Raw genomic sequence first — 19,099 nt, 5'->3', positions numbered from 1 at the left:
TCACTTCTCCGTTTTTTCTTTCAAGGGGGTGTGGCACTGGACAAGGAGAATGAATGCCAACATGGCTGCCCCTCCTAGATTGAAAACTACAAAAATCATTCCAGGAATCCCGTCCGGAGTTCCTGAGCGAAAAGGCGATGGCGACAGCGCAGGCCACTGGAACCAGATGTAAGTGAGCGCGCAGATCGTTGCGATCGGAAGAACGAGCAGAAGCGGGCGCTTTGTGTTGCGCCATATGCACGCCAGCGCCAAAGCCAATACGGCGAACGCGGTAAAATGAAATCCTCGAAATCCTGCAAATTTGACCTGCGTGAGCGGAACAAAGAGCAAGACAAACGCAACAGCCAATCCGGTCATGGCAACGCGCAGCCCGTGCGACTTGGCGAAGGTCGTGAATAGGCCCGCGCAAATCGCAGCGCCGACAAACATCGCCGCAATAGTGATCAAAATGACAAGAAACATGGATTTTGTCTGCTCTTTCAGTTGTTTCTATTCACCATAGTCATCGAGCGTTGCTTGCAAATCGTCGGTGCGCTGCATGGTCATGACGATCATGCAGTTACGGTAGAGTTCGTTTCCGCGGGTCCCGCCCTTGAAGGGAAAACTGTATGCTTCACAGTCTTTCTCGCGAAAAGAAATCCATGCGGATTGTGCCTCTTCGAGCGCAGCGGGACTGCCTTTAAGGTGCTCAGGCAGGTTTTCATCAATCGCAACAACCCTGGCATGAAGCTTTTCATACGCTTCCTCCATGCTGGCATTGGCATCCTTGAGCGCTTTTTCGGCACAATAGGTGCGCTCGTTGTTGTTGAGAGGATAACCGCAATCGATGTTCTCCTGCGCCGACGCAAATGGCGCGGAAAGAACGCTAACAAGGAACGTGACGCAAAGCTGGAGGCGCATCAGTTTCCAAGCCCCCTGGCAAGGTCTTCCAGTTCAGTGACGCGGGCGCGCGTCAGGTCGGCGCGGCACGCGTAAATGAGCTGCGGTTCCAAGGTGCCGCCGCGAGCGAGATAACCATATGCCGCGCAAGCCTTGTCGCGATAGGGAATCCAGGCCCGCTGGGCATCGCGCAGGGCGTCCGCCGCTCCCTTCAGATTGTCGGGCAGGTAGCCATCGGTTTCGCGCATCTTGGCCATGGCAAGCCCGTAGACCTTGTTCAGCGCCGCATCGGCTTCCATCCAGTCCTGCTCAGCACAATAGGTCATCTCAACCTGACTGACCGGATTGCTGCAGTCGACGCTGGTCTGCGCCTGAACAGGCGACCCGACCAGAATGGCGAGGGTCGCTCCGGCAAGCGCTGAAGACGCTTTGGCCGTGGCATTCATAATTGGCCCATGACCTTCTGATTGAAACCGTAGACGGTCCGGTTGCCGCGATAAGGCACGAGCTTTACCGATCTTGTCTGACCAGGCTCGAAACGCACGGCGGTCCCTGCCGGAATATCCAGGCGCATGCCCCTGGCTTTTTCGCGATCGAATGAAAGGCCTTCGTTTGTTTCAGCGAAGTGATAATGGCTGCCGACCTGAACAGGCCTGTCTCCGGTGTTGGAGACATCAAGCTCTACGGTCTCAAGACCGGCGTTCAGTTCGATTTCACCGTGTGCAGGAAAGATTTCACCGGGTATCATCGCAGTCTCCCGAAACAACGCGCATTGAGAAAATTATCGGATTGGCTCGTGGACAGTGACAAGTTTTGTCCCGTCCGGGAAGGTGGCCTCAACCTGAACGTCGTGGATCATTTCAGCGATGCCTTCCATGACCTGTTCGCGGGTCAGAACGGTAGCGCCCGCGGCCATCAGATCCGCGACTGACCGGCCGTCTCTCGCACCTTCGACGACAAAATCCGTGATCAGCGCGATCGCCTCGGGGTGATTGAGTTTGACACCCCGCTCCAGTCTGCGGCGTGCGACCATGGCGGCCATTGAAATGAGCAGTTTGTCCTTCTCGCGGGGAGTAAGGTTCACAACAAGTCCTCCAAGCTAACAATACCAGACGCGCGGCAGGTCAGCCGCACGGTATCCGGTCAAAAAGGAAATCAACGTATTTCGCAAATCGCGACCGTCGCTCGATACAAGGCGCGCCACCAGCAGATCGTTCCAGGAACTGACGGCGAAGCGCGTCGCGCCCAACGGTAGAGCGTCCAGCACAGTGCGTGCAAGAGACAGTCGGTCGCCGGCGTCAGCCGCGCAATCGACGAATGTCGCAAACACATGGCCGCCCCCTGCCGTAGCGGGGCCGCGCAGAATGTCTTCGGGCACGCCGTCTATGCGAATGTCGTCGGCGAAAACCAGTTTACCGGCCCGCCGGATGCGCCATCTGTCCTTGAAGGACAGCCTTTCGATGGTCTCGCCCATCGCGGTGCGCCCAAGAACAACGGTCTCAAGCATCATCAAGCGTGCGTCCCGGGCAAGATCCGCTCTAAGGGTTCGCGATAGGCTGGACCGGTCGAAGAGCAGCGTTTCCTGAGGAAGCCATTCAAGTGTCGCTCGCGCGCCGACACGCAGAGACCCTGTCACTTTTGCCGAGCCGCCATTGCTGCGATAGGCGCGCTCGGCAGTTTGGCTGGTCACAATCGCGTGTGCATCGTCGCCGATTGCAACGTCGTATTCCAATTCGTCACCACCGGTGAGTCCGCCGGCCGTGTTGATCAGCACAGCCGTGGGCGCGCCACCATAGATCCTCGGCATCCGGACTTTCGCCGAGCCCTTCTGGTAAAGGTCCGCAAGCCGGGTAGCCCCCGCGCGGTTTGAGAAACGGATGCGGGCGGCTCCTCTGACACGCTGCAGAGGTTTGGCTTGTAAACTCAAATCTGATGCCGGTGCAGCATCATACATGTTGTTTCCGCCCCCGGGGTTCCGTCGGCCTTGGTGCCGCCGGTATGATGGTCCCATTGTGTCACCGGGCTCGTGGTTGCAGCACCCCGGATCGTTCTTCCGGCGATATTAGCAAGGGCCGGGCCAAAAAAGCATCTTTTCGGCGCTTGGCGGAAACAAGGCGGAATATGCTGGCATATTTGCCGAGTTCTTCGCCTATGCTGCGCCGATTGTTCAAAAAATAAGCAAGTGCTTAAATCACAATCATCTTGCGAGCATCAACAAGGGGTTGCTCTTGGCGGCATGTTCCGGTTTTTTATAGGCACAGCAACAAGGCAAGCAGTCCTTAACCCGTGTGCGTTTTTATAGCGGTGTGACCAGCGAGGGATGCGCGTGTTTTCAAGCCCAATCGGCCGCCTGACAGTTTTTTTTATCGTTCTTTTCGGCTTCGTCCTGGGCCCGGGACCCGAGCCTGCGCGCGCGGATATCGGGGCTTTCATCCTGATCGATGCCAAGTCGGGCAATGTTCTTGAAGAAAATAATGCCACGCGAAAATGGTACCCGGCGTCCCTGACGAAGATGATGACTGCCTACGTCACCTTCAAGGCAATCCGCGAAGGACGTGCCACGCTCAAATCGGCAGTTGTTCAATCAAAGAACTCATTGTCCGAACCACCCAGCAAAATGGGCTTCAAGGTCGGGACGCGCTTTACCATCGAAACGGCCCTGAAGATTATCCTGATCAAGTCTGCAAATGACGTTGCAGTGGCTCTGGGCGAAGCTGTCTCCGGTTCGGAGGCAGCGTTTATCGCTGCGATGAATGCGGAAGCCAGACGGCTTGGCATGACCAACACGCGTTTCACAAATCCGCATGGATTGCCGGACAACGGTCAGGTCACGACGGCACGGGACATGGCCATCCTCGCGATGGCGCTGCGTAAAGACTTTCCGGAATCCAAGGATTTTTACAATCATCCGGGGATTCGTTTCGGCAAAAAGACGCTGCGGTCCGCAAACCGGGAGTTCCTGCTGCGGGTTCCCGGCGCAAACGGGATGAAAACGGGATATATCTGCAACTCCGGCTATAATGTTGCAGCGTCTGTTTCCCGCCGCGGCCGCACGTTGATCGCGATTATCCTCGGCGCCGGATCCGGGCTGGAGAGGACAGCTTTCGCGCGCCAGCTCTTCGACAAGGGTTTCAAGAAACGCCGCGGAGGAAGAAACGTTGCCAGCCTGACCGGAACCTCCGGCAATCCGCCTGCAAATGGCTACTGCCGCCGCAACAGAAGTCCTGGCGCCAAAGCTTATATGGCTCGTTTCGACATGAAAAACGAACCTTCCGGTGGTTTCCTGTTTTTCAGAAGTGCAAACGACAAACAGCTGAAGAAAGTCGATGAAAGCGGGTTCACGCTCGCAAACGGCAAACCTGACTGGGCAAAAATTCTCGACCGGACCCTCGGGCCGCGCAGGGTCGCTTACCGCCCGTTACAGGTTGGTCTTGGTAACCCGACCGGCTCGCCGAAGGCGTCCGGATCTGTTGCGGGAGCGGGAATACCCGCCAGCGACATTCCGGTGCCGTCCGCCAATCCGGTTCGACGTGCTCAAACGCAAATTCGAGAGAAACTGCAAAATACGGCGCAAGGCAGCAGTTCCGGCGCGATTTCGCAAGCTTCGGCGGCCGCGATTCCGCAGGCAACGGCTGACGCCTCCACGCAGGCGGCACCCGGCTCGATATTCCGCAAAGGCCTCGATTTTACGGTACCTGTCCCAACGCCCAGCCCCCGCAAGTGAGCCTGTTCAAGGGTTTAGGGGCTTTTGATCGAACGTGAACAGGCGGTTAACCGTTTATTTACGCTAGTCCTTAACACTGCGGTAAGCATTTATCCGACGAGGCCCGCCATCGTGACTGCTCACATGGCATTGGATGGGCATCGTTGAGAAGGGCGAGCGGACACAAGAGAGATCGAGAGATCGCATCATGATTGAACCGAGATCGACAGCCACTATCCGGGCGCTTGCAAGCCTCGCTGAACTCTCTGCAGATCAGCTTGAAGAGGGGGCATCCGTGGATGAAGTGATTGCCACCCTTCGCAAAGCCGCCGAAGCCGTGCGTCTCGTCATCGATACCGATGAGATGGATGACGAAGATTTCGAGGAATCGGATCTCGCTCAGGACCTGACCCCGATGGATCTCTCCGCGGACAGCGACACACAGGACGACCCTGTGGATGGTGAAACCGAGGAAGAGAGTATTCTGAACGCCAGCTAACCTATGGCTGATTCATCGTTTCGCAGGGTAAGGACCTCTGCGCCGATATCAGTGACGGCAATCGTGTGCTCAAATTGAGCGGACAGCTTTCCATCGCCTGTCAGGACTTCCCAGCCATCGTCCGCTGTGGTGACCTTACGTGTCCCCTGATTGATCATTGGCTCGATTGTGAAGACCATGCCTTCGCGCAACTTCAACCCCGCGCCGCGGCGTCCAAAATTGAGGACTTTAGGCTCTTCGTGCATTTCACGGCCTATGCCATGTCCGCAATAATCGCGAACGACAGAATATCCATTCCGTTTCGCGTGTTTTTCGATCGCAAAGCCGACATCGCCCAGATGAGCGCCCGGCCGCACCGCCTCGATGCCCTTCCAGAGCGCGCGGTACGCGACGCGTACTAGCCGTCTTGCGGCCGGCGACGCGTTTCCAACAATGTATGTCTTGCTCGAATCGGCAATGAAGCCGTTCTTTTCGAGCGTGATATCGAGGTTGATAATGTCGCCGTCTCGGATAATCGCAGTCCGACCGGGGACACCGTGACAGACGACGTCGTTAATCGAGCTGTTCAGGACATATTCGAAGCCGTATTGCCCTTTGCTCGCCGGGCGCGCGTCCAGAGTGCCTGTGATAAAGCGCTCTACCAGGTTGTTGACCTCCAGTGTCGAAAAGCCTCTGAGATCCATCGTATCCAGCTGTTCGAAGACGGATGCCAGCAACTTTCCTGAGACACGCATCAGCGCCAGCTCGTCAGGGGTCTTTACCACGTCAGGCGGCCGTTTTGTCTTGATGCGGAATGTCGGCGGCTTTCAGCTGCATCTTGATGATCTCGCTGAATGAGAGTGTCGGGTTCGCCTCGGCCAGCATGCCGATTTTCATCCAGAACTCGGCCTGCGCATTGATGGACCTGCACATGACTGTGCTGGCGCGGCGGATATCGTCGTGCAGGTCTTCCCCGATCTTTACGATGCCCATGGCATTCTCCATATACAGAACATATATGTTTTATATACGATTCGTCTAGCAGGTTCAATATGCATCAGGACCGCGTTATGTCATTACATTTCCCCTTTACCGCAAAGCCGAAAAAGTGATAGCGGTTCGGCAGCCAAACACCGCGAGGTGCCTTGGCTGCTCCCGCCAAGTGATTGGAAACACTGCGGGATGGTATTCAAAGGAGACGCGTTTCATGGTTTCCCCCGGTCCCTCCGGAAAAAAAGGCCCCAAACCTCCCATTCCCTTGTCGGTTCTGACTGGCTTTCTCGGATCGGGAAAAACCACCTTGTTAAACGAGATCCTGAAGGATCCGGCGATGGCCAACACTGCGGTCATCATCAACGAATTTGGTGAAATCGGCCTGGATCACCTCTTTGTCGAGCAGGCAGGAGAAGGGATCGTCGAGCTTTCTTCCGGATGCCTTTGCTGCACGATCCGGGGTGACCTGGTGACGACACTTGAGAACCTGCTGCGTCATCTGGACAACGGCCGCACTGAACGTCTTGATCGAGTGATCATTGAAACCACCGGTCTCGCCGATCCCGCGCCGATCCTCCATACCATCATGCTGCATCCCTATCTCGTGATGAGATACCGTCTCGACAGCGTGGTCACCCTGATTGACGCAATCAATGGCCGTTCAACACTCGATCAACACGAAGAGGCGCGTAAACAGGCGGCTGTTGCCGACCGGATCGTGCTAACGAAAACGGATTTGCTTGAAAAAGAGCAGGATCATGCAGAATTTGAAGCTCTGCAACATCGGCTGAAAGGCCTGAACCCGGGCGCTCAGCGACTGAATGTGCAGTCAGGTGAAGCCCAACCAGATCGACTATTCAATGCCGGGCTTTATGACCCGAAGAGCAAGATACCGGATGTGGCGACCTGGTTGAATGAGGAAGCCTTTGCCGAGACGGCGCATGATCATGATCATTCACATGCTCACGGGCACGGGCACCACCACCATCATCACGATGACGGCCACGGGCACTCACATGATGTCAATCGGCACAGTGAGGCAATACGCGCCTTCACGCTTGCCACCGATCGGCCGGTTTCCGCTTCCGCGCTGGAAATGTTTCTCGATCTGCTGCGCTCGGCGCATGGCCCGAAGCTGCTTCGGGTGAAAGGCATCGTGCAACTGGCGGAAGATCCGGAAAGACCGGTTGTCATTCACGGCGTGCAACATGTGTTTCATCCGCCGGCAACGCTGGATGCCTGGCCGGATGCCGACAAGCGGACTCGCATGGTGTTCATAACAAAAGACCTGCCGGAAGGGTTCGTGAGGAAAATGTTCGAGGCTTTTTCAGGTGCCCTGCTTCCCGATACGCCGGATCCAAAGGTCCTGACGGACAACCCGCTGGCGGTCTCCGGGTTCACAAGCCCGATACGCTGAGCTGCCGGGTCCTTTGCCGGAGATTGAAGGGGCGTGTCAGTCCTTCTTGCGCAGTCTGATCAGGCCTTCCTGGGCTGTGGAGGCAACAAGTTTGCCTTCCATCGTGAACAGCGAGCCGCGGTTCAAGCCGCGCGAACCGGACGAAGAGACACTGTCGGTAGCGTAAAGCAGCCATTCATCGGCGCGGAACGGATGATGAAACCACATGGCGTGATCGAGGCTGGCCGCTTGGATCTTCGGACTGAATACGGACGTTCCATGCGGGAAAAGCGACGTGTCGAGCAGTGTCATGTCCGATGCATAGGCGAGCACGCACTGATGAATGCGTTCGTCATCGGGAAGCCTGCCTGTCGCGCGCACCCAGACATATTGTTTCGGCGGCAGAGGTTTCTTGCTGAAGTAGTGCGTCAGCTCAACGGGGCGCATTTCGATCGGCCGCTCGCGCTCCCAGTAGCGCCGGACGTTTTCCGGCGCGACCGCAAGAAACTTGTCCTTCAATTCCTGATCGCTCGGCAATTCATCCGGCTTTGGAACGTCCGGCATGTCCATCTGATGTTCAAGTCCCTGTTCCCGCAGCTGAAAGGACGCCGACATGGAAAAAATCGCTTCGCCGTGCTGAATGGCGACAACTCTGCGCGTGGTGAAACTGCCCCCGTCCCTGATCCGGTCGACTTCGTATATGATCGGTACTTGCGGGTCGCCGGGGCGGAGAAAATAGCCGTGAAGCGAGTGAATGTGGCGCTCTTCGACAACTGTCCTCGAAGCGGCCACAAGCGCCTGGCCGATGACCTGGCCACCGAAAACGCGTTGCCACCCGACTTGAGGGCTGCGACCACGGAACAGATTGCTTTCCAGCGGCTCCAGGTCAAGTATCTGAAGAAGATTGTCGACGGCCGTGTTCATCGGTGTGTTCCCTGCTACATGAAGCAGCGCGGGTCGCTGCTGGAAATAACGAAACGGATGCGCACTCTTGGACGGGACATGACGTTAAAGTCAAGATGCCTTTGGGGAAGCTGAAGGCCGGGAGAATTGCTGTGACGAAGAAAAAGGAAAAGGCAGAGATGTACGACCTCCTGATAGCCGGAGGCGGTTATGTCGGGCTCTCGCTGGCGGTTGCGTTGAAGCAGGGCGATCCCGGTCTCAAGTGTGCGGTTATCGATCCGAAACCGATGGATCAGCTGCACAAGGATCCGCGCGCATCGGCCATAGCTGCCGCGGCTTCACGCATGCTGACCCAGTTGGGAATCTGGGAGAAGATTGCGAATGAAGCCCAGCCTATCAACGAAATGATTGTCACGGACAGCAAATTGCGGGACGCGGTGCGCTCGGTGTTTTTGACCTTTGACGGCGAAGCGACCGAAGGCGAACCGTTCGCGCATATGATGCCGAACGGCGTCATGATGCCTGCACTTTATGAAGCCGCAAGGGTACTGGATGTTGCGTTCTTTGCGCCTGGAATGGCTGAAACCTTCCGCACACTTGCTGATCATTCCGAGCTTGAACTTCAGGACGGCACAACCCTGAAAGGCCGAGTGCTGGTTGCTGCAGATGGTGTCCGGTCCAAATTGCGCGATCTTGCCGGAATCCGGACAGTGAACTGGGACTACGGCCAGTCGGGGATCGTAACGACCGTCAAACATGAGCGGCCGCATAACGGCCGGGCCGAAGAACATTTTCTGCCGGCCGGCCCATTCGCTATCCTGCCGCTGCCCGGCAATCGGTCGTCGCTCGTGTGGACTGAAAAAACGGCAGACGCGGAGCGGCTGGTGCGTTCCGACGAATTCACCTTCGAACTTGAGCTGGAACGGCGCTTCGGGCACCACCTCGGCAAATTGGCGGTCGAGGGTCCGAGACGCGCCTATCCGCTCGGATTGAAACTCGCACGCGATTTCGTGAAGCCGCGATTTGCGCTGATCGGAGACGCCGCCCACGGAATTCACCCGATTGCGGGTCAGGGCCTCAATCTGGGCTTCAAGGATGTTGCGGCACTGGCGGAAGTTCTGGTCGACGCGCGCCGCCTCGGCCAGGATATCGGCGGTTTCGATGTTCTTGAGAGATATCAGCGCTGGCGGAGGTTCGACACATTCCAGATGGGCGTGGTGACGGACGTATTGAACCGCCTCTTTTCAAACGACAATGACATGCTGCGCGCCGTCAGGGATCTGGGTCTCGGGCTGGTTGACCGAATGCCGCGTTTGAAAAACCAATTCATCAAGGAAGCTGCCGGTTTCGCCGGCCCCGTTCCAAAATTGCTTTCCGGTGAGCCAATCTGATAGGACTTGAATTGCCAGCGGCGGCCATGCCGCCCGTTTTGGTTTTTAAGCGATTGGATCTGCGCTGAATGAATGATTTGCCAGAGGGTTATACTGCGCCCCGCTCCATTCTGATTACAGGATGCTCATCGGGCATTGGCGCTGAGGCGGCACATATTCTACGCGGACGCAATTGGCGGGTTTTTCCGACGGCGAGAAAACAGGAAGATATAGACAGGCTAGCGGCTCAGGGCTTCGAGGCGCTTCGGCTTGATTATGAGGATCCTGCGAGTATCCGGGCGACTGTCGATGCTGTGCTGAGCCTTACGGAGGGCAGACTGGATGCAGTGTTCAACAACGGGGCCTATGCGGTGCCTGGAGCTCTCGAAGACATACCAACCGATGCAATGAGAGCCTTGTTCGAGGCCAACTTTATCGGCTGGCACGATCTGACGCGCCAGATCATCCCGTCAATGCGCGCGAATCGTGCCGGACGCATTGTTCAATGTTCTTCGGTACTGGGTATTGTTGCGCTCAAATTCCGTGGGGCTTATACAGCATCCAAATTCGCGGTCGAGGCGTATACGGACACGTTGCGGCAGGAATTGAAGGGCAGCGGACTGCATGTCTCGCTGATTGAACCGGGCCCGATAGACACCCGGTTTACGGAGAATACGCTTGCCAATTTCGACCGCTGGATTGGTGAAAAGGGGCTAAATTCCTCCGTTTTTGCGGAGACTTACAAAAAACGGCGCGTGCGCATGGAATCCGGAGAACCGGGTCCTTTCAAGCTGCCGGCCAGCGCCGTCGTCAAACGGCTCATCCATGCTGTCGAAGCCAAACGGCCAAAAGCGCGATATCATGTGACGGTCCCAACGACTTTGATGGCGGTCGCCAAGCGCATGCTTCCAACGGGACTTCTCGACACAGTCTGTATCAGGGCCGCGGATGCGGAAGAATAACAAAGGGCAAAAGGCACTTATTTGAGTGGCTCGGTAAGGAAACGAAATGGCGGAATTCTTCAATATTCTTATTCCAATCGGCATGGCCGCCGTCGCGATCGTACTGTTGCTCGGTATCTGGAACATGTTCAGAAACGGCCCTGCAAACCGATCGCAAATGCTGATGCGCTGGCGGGTGGGATTACAGTTTCTTGTTGTTGTCCTTGTCATGGGCGGGCTCTACTTTTTCGGTTCGGGCCACTGAAACGACAGCGCAGACGCGAGGGAATGGGACGTAATGGTTGTTCTGAACAAGATTTATACAAAGACCGGTGATGATGGCACGACCGCTCTGGGAACCGGGGAACGGCGCCCGAAAAACGATCTTCGGATAGAGGCGTATGGAACAGTCGATGAAACCAACGCCGTGGTTGGTCTGGTGAGGCTTCACGTCGCCGAATCTGAAACTGGTATCGACAGTGTGCTCAATCGCATTCAAAACGATCTTTTTGATCTCGGTGCTGATCTGGCGACCCCGGAGACGGATCAGGATCTTGGCTATGAACCGCTTCGCATCACTGACAGCCAGGTGACTGCGATCGAGGCAGCCATTGATGATCTGAATTCCGATCTTTCTCCGCTCAGATCCTTTGTTTTACCGGGGGGAAGTGCCGCGTCCACCTATCTTCATCTTGCCCGGACGGTTTCGCGCCGCGCCGAGCGATTGATGGTCGAACTTTCTTCTGTGGAAAACATCAATCCGGCAGCTGTACGCTACATGAACCGCCTTTCGGACTACTTCTTCGTGGCCTCGCGTTACCTGAATGACAAGGGTGAGAAAGACGTTCTCTGGGTCCCTGGCAAGAATCGGTAGGTCGATGTTGATGTCCGCGGGAGCTTAACAGCGGCATGTTCATTCCGCTTCACGATCAAAATCAGCTGGACCATGTTCCGCGTCCTTATGTGAACCTGGCAATCATCGCGGTGAACGTGATTGTCTTTCTTGTTCTTCAGGATGCGGGCAATTACCAGACGGTCAACGCGTCGTCGATTTCACACGGGCTGATTCCGGTTGTCCTGTTCGATATCCGTGACCTCGCGCCGCAGTTTCAGGTTCTGCCGGACTGGATGTCCTTGGTCACTTATGCCTTTCTGCATGGCAATTTCATGCATCTGATTGGCAACATGCTGTTTTTATGGGTGTTTGGCGACAATGTTGAAGACGCGATGGGGCATAGCCGCTACCTCGCTTTCTACATTATTTGTGCGATCGTCTCTGGATTGGCCTATGCGCTCCTCGATCTGGATTCGGATATGCCGCTGATTGGTGCCTCTGGTGCCGTTTCGGGCGTGGTTGCGGCCTACCTAATGCTTCATCCCAAGGTGAAGGTCTGGGTTTTGGCCCTGGGACGAATACCCCTACGCCTGAGCGCTCAATGGTTGCTCGGCGCCTGGGTTCTTTATCAGATCTACAACGCTTTTGCTTTTCCGGAGAGTCAGGTTGCCTGGATCGCCCATGTCGGCGGCCTGGCTGCCGGGGCGATTCTGGTTCTGTTTTTCAGGCGCAAAGGTGTGCCGCTGTTTGACAGAGACCTTGGCTAGGGAAGTCAGGCGGATTTCCAGACCGCATTTCCGGTGCGGCAGGCCACGCCTTCGCGGTTCAGGGACTTTCCGGACGCGAGCACAATGCGTTCCGTGTAGGAACGGCAATAGGTTCCTTCCGATGTCTTCCAGGTTTTAAGGGGAGTTACCGAACCTTTGACACCGCTTTGAGGATTTTGCCAGCGTGTCGCTTCGCCTGAAAGAGACTTTTCAAGCGCGGTTTGAAGCTTTTCATTGGCGATTGTTTTGTCAGACGTCTGCAACGTGGTCGAGACGGTTGGGACAAGCGGCTCTGTTTTCTCCTGAGCGGAGATCATTGTACAAGAAGGTGTTGCCGCCAAACACGCTACCGCAAGCACGACCCTTGCCGGGAGCAAATTACCATTATTTCGCAATTGATCCCGCCTCTTGGATCTAACGCCAGCCGTTCTGAATAGCCTCCCTTTCTTGGCTTCTGGATAAAGCACCGCCGGAAGGCTCACTGTCGCCCCTGAACTGGGGGCCCCCAAAGATACGATCTACCAGACCGTCAGATCTAGACTTTTCTGAGGCAGATTGTTTTGAATTTCCACCGGAATTTGATTGAGCCTGTCTTTGCGCCTCTTTGCGCCTTTCGTCAGCAGAGCTTTCACCGCCCCCACCGGAGCCGCCACCTGCGTTACCTCCGCCTGAACCACCACCTGAACCGCCTCCTGATCCCCCACCGGAGCCACCTCCGCCTTTTCCGCCGCCGGAGCTGCCACCACCACCATCTCCGGATTGCGCAGCCGCGGCGATGGTGTCTTTCATGTCAAACAAGGGGCTAAAGAAGACAAAAGAGAACACCAACGCCGAGGCCGCAACGCTCGGCAGAACGCGGAACATCGCAGAGAGGCGGTCTTGCAATGAATTCTGACGAGCGTGTTTCATTCGTTTCCAGCTTTTCGGCAATTTGTTATTTTGTCTTCGCACAGGAGTGGACTATTCCTCTCGCACACACAACACGCGGCGTTCTCACTTCTTCCGCAACATAAATCAAAAAAAGTCGGGATTGAAAGATCAGTTTGCGTGTTGTTCCTCTGAGAGCGGTTTTGCGGAGAACTTCTTGTCTGATGAAGCACTGAAAACGGAGATGATCCGTTTGCTCCCGAAGTTGAGGAGTTTTGCGCTTAGATTGTGCCGAAATCCGGATCAGGCGGATGATTTGGTGCAGACGACGTGCGAGCGTGCGATCCGGTCATTGGACCAGTTCGATCCTGCAACCCGTCTCGACAGTTGGATGTTTCGTATCCTGCAGAATCTTTATTTTAATTCTGTGAGGGACGGCGCCAATCGGGCCCGTTTGTTTGACTTGGCAATGATGGATTTTGAAGAAAGTTATGACGGCGCAAAGGCGGCTGCCAGCAGTCTCGAGTTGCAGAAAGTTCAGTCTTTCATAGGGCAGCTTGAGGAGGACAATCGTGAGGTTCTGCTGAAAATCGCTATTGAGGGGCAAAGTTATAAGGATGTTGCCGCAGAATTGGGCGTTCCGATCGGGACGGTGACCAGCCGTTTGGCCAGGGCCCGCCTGAAACTGAGAGAATTTCTTGAAGCGAACAACGCTTCGACCGGGGTTACATTACGCAGCATGCCAGGAGGTGTGTCATGACGTTTCACGAAAAGCGCGAACAGGTAGTGTTGGCGGAAAGTATCGGCAAGATCCTTGACGGGGAAGCGAGCTCTGAGGAGCGCGGTGACCTGCAGAAGGAAATTGACGGATCGGACGGAGGCGCGGGCCTCATGCGCGCTCTGGCAGAAGACAATGCGCTTTTGCAAAGCGCGATACCGGCCGATGTTCCGGAAGCGAGCATGGCGCGTTTCCGCGATATCATCGATCAGGAATTCGAAAAACGCGACGTGGTTCCGCTTCCACGGTCTCAACCATTCTGGTCAAGTCCGATGGTACAGATCGCAGCAAGCGTCGTGATGGTGGCGTGCACGTTTCTGTTTACTGCATTCTGGATGCAATCACGCATGGATAATGCGGTCGCATCTCTGGCAGCGCACATGGAAACGGAACGGATCCTGCTTGCGCAGACTGTCCAGGAGGCACTTGAAACGCGGGTCAGCGGCGAGCCGGTCTATATCGGGCAGGAAGGCGCCTGGACAGATGTCCTCACCCCAATCAAGACCTACAAAAGCAAGAGTGGACACTGGTGCCGTGAGTATGTACGCCAAACGACATTCGGCGGTCTTGATCTGACCATTCAAGGGACTGCTTGCAGAGACGAAAACGGCACCTGGACAACTGTGTTTGCCGAGCCTGTTTCGGACAAATTCTCTCCGCGTACCGATGAGGCTGGCATCTGACCCGGTTTCTGTCGGTTCCCGCATGACGGTGGACTGCCTGTCCACCGTCCCAAAACGCCTTGGATTATCATCATTACGACGCATGTTTTTCCGTGTCCGGCAATTTCTTGCGTTGCGCCCCATAGCGTAATTGACAGCTGCCCTGCAGGTAAGTACCGTCCCGCGCCATGCGCCACGATTGGCTAGTTTCCGCCGTTTGTGACCAAAGGTCGCAGCAGCGGACGCACCAGGTAATGCGGTGCGGTGTAAACCGCCCAGGAAGAGGTTGAGACCAAATGAAGATCCTTGTGCCCGTTAAACGGGTCATCGACTACAATGTGAAAGTCCGCGTCAAGGCAGACGGTTCAGGCGTCGATCTTGCCAACGTCAAGATGTCGATGAATCCGTTCGACGAAATTTCCGTGGAAGAAGCCCTGCGACTCAAAGAGGCGGGCAAGGCGAGTGAAGTCATCGTCGTCTCAGTCGGACCGCAGCAGGCGACTGAAACCCTTCGGACCGGTCTGGCAATGGGCGCGGATCGCGGCATTCTCGTAAAAACCGATGAGACGACTGAGCCATTGGCTGTCGCAAAGATCCTCAAGGCGATCGTAGATGCGGAAGAGCCAAGCCTGGTCATTGTGGGCAAGCAGGCAATTGACGACGACTGCAACCAGACCGGACAGATGCTATCCGCACTTCTGGGCTGGAGCCAGGGAACATTCGCTTCCAATATCGATCTCGGCGAAGGCACGGCTGACGTGACCCGTGAAGTTGACGGCGGTCTGCAAACGGTGAAGCTGAAACTCCCGGCGATCGTGACCACCGACCTGCGCCTCAACGAGCCGCGCTATGCGTCCTTGCCCAATATCATGAAGGCCAAGAAAAAGCCGATCGATGAGAAAACGCCGGAAGATTACGGCGTCGACATCGCACCGCGGCTTACGGTTGTCACGACGACTGAACCACCGGCACGCGAAGCGGGGATCAAAGTCGGGTCGATTGGCGAATTGGTCGAGAAACTCAAAAACGAGGCCGGTGTCCTTTAAGGCCCGTCGCATGAGGAAGAAAAAATGACAACACTTCTTGTGGCTGAGCATGCCGGCGGCGCATTGAATGACGCAACCGCTAAAGCCCTGACCGCCGCTGTTGCGCTCGGATCCGACGTTCACGTACTTGTCGCAGGTAAAGGCGTTCAGGGCGTTGCTGAAGAGGCCGCCAAGCTGACAGGCGTCGCGAAGGTTCTGATCGCCGAGAGCGATGCGCTTGAGCATCAGCTCGCCGAGCCGACCGCCGACCTGATTGTTGGCATGGCCGGTGACTATGACGCAATCGTCGCGCCGGCAACGGCAAACGGCAAGAACACGCTGCCCCGGGTCGCGGCCCTTCTCGACGTGATGCAGATTTCAGACATCACAGCCGTGATCGATGCGGAAACCTTCGAGCGTCCGATTTATGCCGGGAACGCGATCCAGACGGTCAAGTCAGGCGACCCGAAGAAAGTCATAACGGTCCGCACCTCGACCTTTGCGGCAGCAGAAGAGGGCGGTTCCGCCGCCATCGAAACCCTTGCAGGCAATGACGGATCAGGTCTTTCGGAATTCATCGGTGAAGAGCTCTCGAAATCTGATCGTCCGGAACTCACGTCGGCGAAGATCATCATTTCCGGCGGCCGTGCACTTGGTTCGGAAGAAAAGTTCCAGGAAGTGATCATGCCGGTTGCCGACGCGCTTGGCGCAGCGGTCGGCGCATCCCGTGCTGCCGTCGATGCGGGCTACGCTCCGAACGACTGGCAGGTCGGGCAGACGGGCAAGGTCGTCGCGCCTGATCTTTACATTGCCTGCGGCATTTCAGGTGCAATTCAGCACCTAGCGGGCATGAAGGATTCCAAGGTGATCGTGGCGATCAACAAGGACGAGGAAGCGCCGATTTTCCAGGTGGCGGATTACGGTCTTGTTGCCGATCTTTTCGACGTTTTGCCTGATTTGAAGGCTGCCGTAGAGTAACACCTGCGGCAAATTGATCACGAACCCCGGGGTGAATGCGAGTTTTCGCTCCGGGGTTCTTGCTGTTCGGCTCAAGACTTGCCAAAAATAGCCGCGACCCGGTCCGCCGGGATGTGTCTCATATACGGAAGTTCAGGATGGCAGTCGAAATCAAAAAAATCGGCGTGATTGGCTCAGGTCAAATGGGCAGTGGTATTGCGCATGTTTGCGCGCTTGCCGGCTTCGACGTCGGATTGAGCGACATTTCGATGGAGCGAATCGAGTCCGGGCTTGCCTCGATCAACGGCAACATGGCGCGTCAGGTAAGCAAATCCCTGATTGCGGAAGAGGAGCGTGCGGCCGCGCTTGACCGGATCAAGCCGGTGGAGGAGCTCGATCTGCTGGCGGACGCCGATCTGGTCATCGAATCCGCGGTTGAAAACGAGCAGGTCAAGCGCAAGATTTTCGCGCAATTGTGCCCGATCCTGAAACCTGAAGCCATTCTGGCAACGAATACGTCGTCGATCTCGATAACGCGGCTTGCGGCAACGACCGATCGGCCGGAGCGTTTCATCGGCATCCACTTCATGAACCCGGTGCCCATCATGGACCTGGTGGAACTGGTGCGTGGTATCGCAACGGAAGACGAGACATTCGAAGCTTCCAAACAATTTTGCATGCGTCTTGGTAAGCAGATTGCGGTTGCAGAGGATTTTCCCGCCTTCATGGTCAACCGGATCCTTCTGCCGATGATCAACGAGGCGATCTATACGCTCTACGAGGGTGTCGGATCGGTCGAATCCATCGACAAGGCCATGCGACTGGGTGCAAACCATCCCATGGGGCCTCTGCAACTTGCGGACTTCATCGGTCTCGACACCTGCCTTTCGATCATGCAGGTGCTTTATGAGGGGCTTGCCGATACGAAGTACCGTCCCTGCCCGCTCCTGGTGAAATATGTCGAGGCCGGCTGGCTTGGGCGTAAGACACAGCGTGGCTTTTACGATTACCGCGGAGAAACGCCAGTCCCGACCAGGTAAAATTCATGAATCTTGCCCGATTTTGCCTGGCCGGCGCCGATGTGGATCCTGAAAAGGTTGCGCTGGAGGTCATCGGGCCGGGAGGCGAGATTCACGAAACGTGGACCTTCCAGCGGCTGGAAGAGACAATTCTGTCCGTCGCGGCCGGTCTGCGGTCCGCGGGCCTTGAATGCGGTGATCGCATTCTTCTCAGGATCGGACACAGCAGCGATTTTCCGCTGATGTATTTCGGGGCGATTGCCGGCGGTTTCGTTCCTGTCCCCACATCCGATCAGCTGACCGAAGCTGAAGCAACCGGTATCCTCGTCGATAGCTGCGCCAAGCTTATTCTGCACGACGGGTCCGTAGAAATTCCAAAGGCCACACAGATACCCGTCTGGGGCGTGGGCCAGATCAATGATCTCAAGTCCTCAAAACCTGGTGAGTTTGCAGCTTCCGGCAAGGATGATCCGGCCTTTCTGATCTACACGTCCGGAACAAGTGGCACGCCCAAGGGTGTCTTGCATGCCCATCGCACGGGGCAGGCCCGGTTGTCGGCCCATGAAGGGTGGATCGGATTGCACGAAGATGACCGGCTTTTGCACGCTGGGGCCTTCAACTGGAGTTACACGCTGACGGTCGGGCTCATCGATCCCTGGATCAAGGGGGCGACCAGCGTCATTTACCAAGGCCCACGCGATCCGGAGGTGTGGCCGAGACTCCTTGAAAGCAGCAATGCGACCTTGTTCGCGGCTGTTCCAAGCCTCTATCGCAGGATCCTGAAATACGGTGACGTTGCTCAAGCATCGTTTCCGACTTTGCGCCATGGTCTGACGGCGGGCGAAGGGCTTTCGGCAGAACTCTATCGGGATTGGCGGGCACATACCGGCCGCGAGCTCTACGAAGCGCTCGGGATGAGCGAGGTTTCAACCTATCTGTCGAGCGGGCCTTCCGTGAAGGTGAAACCGGGCGCAACCGGGAAACCGCAGCCAGGCAGAAAAGTCGCTCTATTGAGAGATGATCCGAACAAGATCGAATTTGCGAAGACGAACGAGACCGGATTGCTCTGCGTTCATCGCAACGAACCGGGTCTCATGCTCGGTTACTGGCAGCGTCCGGCGGAAACCCGCGCCGCATTCCGCGGTGACTGGTTTGTTACCGGTGACCGGATGCGCGCCGATTCCGACGGCTACTTCTGGTACGAGGGACGTGCAGACGACCTGATGAATAGCTTTGGCTACCGGGTTGCCCCAGAAGAGGTTGAACGCGTTTTGTCAGAACACGACAGCGTGCACGAAGTGGCCGTAACGGAGACTGAGGTGCGGCCTGGCGTCAGCCTGATCACGGCTTTTGTCGTCCCGCGCGACCTGGCCGCGTTCAATGAGACCGACCTTGCCGCCTATGCGTCGCACCATCTTGCGGACTACAAGAAGCCGAAGATTTACGAGGTGCTCGAACAGCTCCCAAGAACACCTTCGGGCAAGGTGCGGCGCAAGGACCTGAAACGCTCGCCTCAAAATCCTTAG

The 19,099-nt window shown here is 56.5% G+C and carries 25 protein-coding genes; 14 read left to right on the top strand and 11 right to left on the bottom strand.

The genetic code is table 11. The features are described from left to right. From ABVF61_RS28410 to ABVF61_RS28385, 6 genes are read right to left on the bottom strand one after another with little or no spacing between them, the layout of a single operon-like run. Positions 1 to 462, bottom strand: a complete 462-nt coding sequence (locus tag ABVF61_RS28410) for a hypothetical protein (protein WP_353996979.1) — start codon at positions 460 to 462, stop codon at positions 1 to 3. A gap of 27 nt (positions 463 to 489) precedes the next feature. Continuing rightward, entirely contained in the window at positions 490 to 900 is a 411-nt protein-coding gene (locus tag ABVF61_RS28405; protein ID WP_353996978.1) for a lysozyme inhibitor LprI family protein, read from the bottom strand. Next, positions 900 to 1,325, bottom strand: a complete 426-nt coding sequence (locus tag ABVF61_RS28400; protein WP_353996977.1) for a lysozyme inhibitor LprI family protein — start codon at positions 1,323 to 1,325, stop codon at positions 900 to 902. The genes ABVF61_RS28405 and ABVF61_RS28400 overlap by 1 nt, the downstream gene beginning before the upstream one ends. Next, complete coding sequence (locus ABVF61_RS28395) at positions 1,322 to 1,627, bottom strand: urease subunit beta (RefSeq protein ID WP_353996976.1); 306 nt, start codon at positions 1,625 to 1,627, stop codon at positions 1,322 to 1,324. The genes ABVF61_RS28400 and ABVF61_RS28395 overlap by 4 nt, the downstream gene beginning before the upstream one ends. Positions 1,628 to 1,660: 33 nt before the next feature. Then, positions 1,661 to 1,963 carry an urease subunit gamma gene (locus ABVF61_RS28390; protein WP_353996975.1) on the bottom strand — a complete coding sequence of 101 codons (303 nt, stop codon included), beginning with the start codon at positions 1,961 to 1,963 and terminating at the stop codon, positions 1,661 to 1,663. A gap of 15 nt (positions 1,964 to 1,978) precedes the next feature. After that, entirely contained in the window at positions 1,979 to 2,833 is an 855-nt protein-coding gene (locus ABVF61_RS28385) for an urease accessory protein UreD (RefSeq protein ID WP_353996974.1), read from the bottom strand. 366 nt (positions 2,834 to 3,199) lie between these two features. Between ABVF61_RS28385 and ABVF61_RS28380 the strand changes: the two genes are divergently transcribed. Both ABVF61_RS28380 and ABVF61_RS28375 read left to right on the top strand, forming a co-directional pair. Continuing rightward, positions 3,200 to 4,603 (top strand): D-alanyl-D-alanine carboxypeptidase family protein, encoded by a 1,404-nt coding sequence (locus tag ABVF61_RS28380; RefSeq protein WP_502950025.1) that lies wholly within the window; start codon positions 3,200 to 3,202, stop codon positions 4,601 to 4,603. Positions 4,604 to 4,790: 187 nt separating this feature from the next. Beyond that, complete coding sequence (locus ABVF61_RS28375; protein ID WP_353996972.1) at positions 4,791 to 5,081, top strand: hypothetical protein; 291 nt, start codon at positions 4,791 to 4,793, stop codon at positions 5,079 to 5,081. Here the strand turns inward: ABVF61_RS28375 and map are convergent. After that, on the bottom strand, positions 5,078 to 5,845 hold the full coding sequence (gene map, locus ABVF61_RS28370) for a type I methionyl aminopeptidase (RefSeq protein WP_353996971.1): 768 nt from the start codon (positions 5,843 to 5,845) through the stop codon (positions 5,078 to 5,080). The two genes, ABVF61_RS28375 and map, sit on opposite strands and share 4 nt — an antisense overlap. A 1-nt stretch (position 5,846) precedes the next feature. Then, positions 5,847 to 6,053: a ParD-like family protein gene (locus ABVF61_RS28365; protein WP_353996970.1), complete on the bottom strand. Its 207-nt coding sequence runs from the start codon at positions 6,051 to 6,053 to the stop codon at positions 5,847 to 5,849. 214 nt (positions 6,054 to 6,267) lie between these two features. Between ABVF61_RS28365 and ABVF61_RS28360 the strand changes: the two genes are divergently transcribed. Continuing rightward, positions 6,268 to 7,470, top strand: coding sequence for a CobW family GTP-binding protein (locus tag ABVF61_RS28360; RefSeq protein WP_353996969.1), 1,203 nt, complete (start codon positions 6,268 to 6,270; stop codon positions 7,468 to 7,470). A 36-nt stretch (positions 7,471 to 7,506) separates the two neighbouring features. On the opposite strand, the gene tesB is transcribed toward ABVF61_RS28360, so the two are convergent. Beyond that, positions 7,507 to 8,373, bottom strand: a complete 867-nt coding sequence (gene tesB / locus ABVF61_RS28355; RefSeq protein ID WP_353996968.1) for an acyl-CoA thioesterase II — start codon at positions 8,371 to 8,373, stop codon at positions 7,507 to 7,509. 158 nt (positions 8,374 to 8,531) lie between these two features. Between tesB and ABVF61_RS28350 the strand changes: the two genes are divergently transcribed. From ABVF61_RS28350 to ABVF61_RS28330, 5 genes are all read left to right on the top strand, one after another. Continuing rightward, positions 8,532 to 9,743, top strand: coding sequence for a ubiquinone biosynthesis hydroxylase (locus ABVF61_RS28350; protein ID WP_502950035.1), 1,212 nt, complete (start codon positions 8,532 to 8,534; stop codon positions 9,741 to 9,743). A 68-nt stretch (positions 9,744 to 9,811) separates the two neighbouring features. Continuing rightward, a complete protein-coding gene (locus tag ABVF61_RS28345; RefSeq protein WP_353996966.1) occupies positions 9,812 to 10,684 on the top strand; it encodes an SDR family NAD(P)-dependent oxidoreductase in 873 nt (290 codons plus the stop codon). Positions 10,685 to 10,730: 46 nt separating this feature from the next. Next, positions 10,731 to 10,928 (top strand): twin transmembrane helix small protein, encoded by a 198-nt coding sequence (locus ABVF61_RS28340; RefSeq protein ID WP_353996965.1) that lies wholly within the window; start codon positions 10,731 to 10,733, stop codon positions 10,926 to 10,928. Between the two features lie 33 nt (positions 10,929 to 10,961). After that, positions 10,962 to 11,537: a cob(I)yrinic acid a,c-diamide adenosyltransferase gene (locus ABVF61_RS28335; protein ID WP_353996964.1), complete on the top strand. Its 576-nt coding sequence runs from the start codon at positions 10,962 to 10,964 to the stop codon at positions 11,535 to 11,537. Positions 11,538 to 11,572: 35 nt separating this feature from the next. Continuing rightward, positions 11,573 to 12,265, top strand: coding sequence for a rhomboid family intramembrane serine protease (locus tag ABVF61_RS28330; RefSeq protein WP_353996963.1), 693 nt, complete (start codon positions 11,573 to 11,575; stop codon positions 12,263 to 12,265). Between the two features lie 5 nt (positions 12,266 to 12,270). On the opposite strand, the gene ABVF61_RS28325 is transcribed toward ABVF61_RS28330, so the two are convergent. Then, a complete protein-coding gene (locus ABVF61_RS28325) occupies positions 12,271 to 12,582 on the bottom strand; it encodes an RT0821/Lpp0805 family surface protein (protein ID WP_353996962.1) in 312 nt (103 codons plus the stop codon). 201 nt (positions 12,583 to 12,783) lie between these two features. After that, on the bottom strand, positions 12,784 to 13,008 hold the full coding sequence (locus tag ABVF61_RS28320) for a hypothetical protein (RefSeq protein WP_353996961.1): 225 nt from the start codon (positions 13,006 to 13,008) through the stop codon (positions 12,784 to 12,786). A gap of 368 nt (positions 13,009 to 13,376) precedes the next feature. Between ABVF61_RS28320 and ABVF61_RS28315 the strand changes: the two genes are divergently transcribed. The 6 genes from ABVF61_RS28315 (at position 13,377) to ABVF61_RS28290 (ending at position 19,099) form a co-directional block, all read left to right on the top strand. Further along, positions 13,377 to 13,892, top strand: a complete 516-nt coding sequence (locus ABVF61_RS28315; protein WP_299479119.1) for an RNA polymerase sigma factor — start codon at positions 13,377 to 13,379, stop codon at positions 13,890 to 13,892. Continuing rightward, positions 13,889 to 14,593, top strand: a complete 705-nt coding sequence (locus ABVF61_RS28310) for an RT0821/Lpp0805 family surface protein (RefSeq protein ID WP_353996960.1) — start codon at positions 13,889 to 13,891, stop codon at positions 14,591 to 14,593. Before ABVF61_RS28315 ends, ABVF61_RS28310 begins: the two co-directional genes overlap by 4 nt. Positions 14,594 to 14,868: 275 nt before the next feature. Then, positions 14,869 to 15,618: an electron transfer flavoprotein subunit beta/FixA family protein gene (locus ABVF61_RS28305; RefSeq protein ID WP_353996959.1), complete on the top strand. Its 750-nt coding sequence runs from the start codon at positions 14,869 to 14,871 to the stop codon at positions 15,616 to 15,618. 24 nt (positions 15,619 to 15,642) lie between these two features. Next, positions 15,643 to 16,575, top strand: coding sequence for an electron transfer flavoprotein subunit alpha/FixB family protein (locus ABVF61_RS28300; RefSeq protein ID WP_353996958.1), 933 nt, complete (start codon positions 15,643 to 15,645; stop codon positions 16,573 to 16,575). Between the two features lie 137 nt (positions 16,576 to 16,712). After that, positions 16,713 to 17,594: a 3-hydroxybutyryl-CoA dehydrogenase gene (locus ABVF61_RS28295; RefSeq protein WP_353996957.1), complete on the top strand. Its 882-nt coding sequence runs from the start codon at positions 16,713 to 16,715 to the stop codon at positions 17,592 to 17,594. Positions 17,595 to 17,599: 5 nt separating this feature from the next. After that, positions 17,600 to 19,099, top strand: a complete 1,500-nt coding sequence (locus tag ABVF61_RS28290; protein WP_353996956.1) for a class I adenylate-forming enzyme family protein — start codon at positions 17,600 to 17,602, stop codon at positions 19,097 to 19,099.

This window comes from Roseibium sp. HPY-6 (genome assembly GCF_040530035.1).
Taxonomy (GTDB): domain Bacteria; phylum Pseudomonadota; class Alphaproteobacteria; order Rhizobiales; family Stappiaceae; genus Roseibium.
This window is presented reverse-complemented; position numbering and strand designations above follow the sequence as displayed.